This is a genomic window from Gryllotalpicola sp. CP2-P1, from assembly GCF_057512245.1.
This window is the reverse complement of sequence record NZ_JBLRDT010000335.1, coordinates 1-1,865: the sequence shown is the minus strand read 5'-3', so window position 1 is coordinate 1,865 and position 1,865 is coordinate 1. Positions and strand designations below refer to the sequence as shown.

General features: G+C 73.1%; 3 protein-coding genes and 1 pseudogene. 1 reads left to right on the top strand and 3 read right to left on the bottom strand.

The features are described from left to right. Together ACM2XV_RS14945 and ACM2XV_RS14940 are read right to left on the bottom strand one after the other, a co-directional pair. The coding region (locus ACM2XV_RS14945) for a 2'-5' RNA ligase family protein (RefSeq protein ID WP_487027509.1) at positions 1–467 on the bottom strand (467 nt) is incomplete at its 3' end. Beyond that, positions 467–1,015 carry an MOSC domain-containing protein gene (locus ACM2XV_RS14940; RefSeq protein WP_487027508.1) on the bottom strand — a complete coding sequence of 183 codons (549 nt, stop codon included), beginning with the start codon at positions 1,013–1,015 and terminating at the stop codon, positions 467–469. The genes ACM2XV_RS14945 and ACM2XV_RS14940, both read right to left, overlap by 1 nt. Before the next feature lie 22 nt (positions 1,016–1,037). Between ACM2XV_RS14940 and ACM2XV_RS14935 the strand changes: the two genes are divergently transcribed. After that, positions 1,038–1,442 carry an NUDIX hydrolase gene (locus tag ACM2XV_RS14935; protein WP_487027507.1) on the top strand — a complete coding sequence of 135 codons (405 nt, stop codon included), beginning with the start codon at positions 1,038–1,040 and terminating at the stop codon, positions 1,440–1,442. On the opposite strand, the pseudogene ACM2XV_RS14930 reads toward ACM2XV_RS14935, so the two are convergent. Beyond that, positions 1,439–1,865 (bottom strand): annotated as a pseudogene (locus ACM2XV_RS14930) (quinone oxidoreductase family protein); the annotation flags it as partial. The gene ACM2XV_RS14935 and the pseudogene ACM2XV_RS14930 overlap by 4 nt on opposite strands.

Here is a 1,865-nt window from a genome sequence, read left to right as displayed (position 1 = left end):
ACCGTGGCCACGACCGCGCGGTGGCGGGCGTCGCCGTGCGGACGCATGTCGACCACGGCAAGCTGCGTGAGCGTGGCGGATGCCCCTGGCTCGAGCCCGCCGCCGGCCTGCACCGTCACGTGCGGCCGGTAGCCGCGCGGGCCGACGTGGCTGAGCCTCACCCCGCGGCGCAGGAACCGCCCGACGGCGTCGAGCACCTCGACGTGCAGCGCCTCGAACTCGGGTGTGAGCTCGATCGTCGTGACCGGAACGTCGCGGCGTCGGCCGAATCTCGCGGACCCGTCGGCGCGCGCGACGAGCGGGGCGTGGCCCGCGGCGGCGGCGCGGATCGCCTCCAGCATGGGGCCGGCGTGGGCATCCGTCTCGAACGGCGGTATCAGCGTGACGTGTGGCGGCCAGCTGTCCCGCCGGAAGCCGGCCCCGACCGCGAGCGGCTCGAGCGGCAGCACCACCACGAAGAAGCGCATCAGACGCGGGTGAGCGGGAAGCGCGGCTCGGGCGGCAGCTCCACGGCGATCTCGGCACCGGGCCGCACGGTTCCCGACCGCGAGACGATGCCCATGACTCCGGCGAGGCGCACGACGTTGCCGTCGTCGTCGGTGTGGACGAGCCGCTTCAGCAGCCCGTCCTGGAAGTCGTTGATCTGCTGGCACGGGTTGCGGAGCCCGGTGACGGTGATCACCGCGTCGCCGATGGCGAGCCGGGTGCCGACAGGCAGGTCGAGCAGGGGGATGCCGCGCGTGGTCACGTTCTCGCCGAGCTGACCCGGCTGGACCTGGAATCCTGCTGCGGCGAGCTCGTCGAACAGCTCGGCGTGCATCAGGTGCACCTGCCGGACATTCGGCTGCGAGGGGTCGGCTCGCACGCGCGAGCGGTGCTGCACCGTGGCGCCGTAGTGCGCGTCACCGGCGACGCCGAGCCCCTCATGCAGCTCGATCTCGTCCACGTCGTGCTTCGAGAACGAGTGGGTCGGGCTGAGATGGACGGCGACGACACGCGGCGAGCTCTTGGTCATGACTCGAATCTAGGCTGGAGGGGTGGCCGACTCGAACCTCATCCGCGTGAGCGCGGTCGTCCTGCGCGACGACGCGGGCCGCGTGCTCACCGTGCGCAAGCGCGGCACCGCCCGCTTCATGCTCCCCGGCGGCAAGCCCGAAGCGGGCGAGACCGCAGCAGAGACGGCGGTGCGGGAAGCCCGCGAGGAGCTCGGCGTGCAGCTGGACCCGTCACTGCTCACGCCGCTCGGCGTCTTCCACTCCGCGGCTGCCAACGAGCCCGGTCACCTGCTCGAGAGCGCGGTGTTCACGCATCCGCCCATCGTGATCGCGGGCCCGGCGGCCGAGATCGCCGAATTGCGGTGGCTCGACCCGGCGGCCGAACTGCCCGGCGACCTCGCTCCGATGCTGCAGTTCAACGTGCTGCCCGCGCTCGCCGCGGGCTAGGGAACGATCACCACGCGCGCATCCGCCAGCGCGGGGTCGGCGAAGGCGCGCTCGACGTCGGCCAGCGGCACGCGCACGGCGTCGATCGCGAACGCGCCGGAGGAGACGGCGTCGATCATGGCGGGCAGCTCGCCGAGGATCTCACGCACACCCACCGAGCCCTGACCGCTGCCGACGAGGGTGAGCCGCGCCTGGCGCAGCGCTGCGGAGGGGATCGCCGCGCTGGCGCCCCCGACGGACCCGATCTCGACCCACGTGAGCGGCCTGCCGCGATCGGGTCGCGCGGTGACGAGCGCCGTCATCGCGACCGCGGTGAGCGGCCCCCAGACGTAATCGAGCACCACGTCGACATCGGCCGCCTCGCGCGCGACGGCGGCGGCGATCTCGTCGTCCGTGCCGAGCAGCGAGATGGATGCCTGCGCG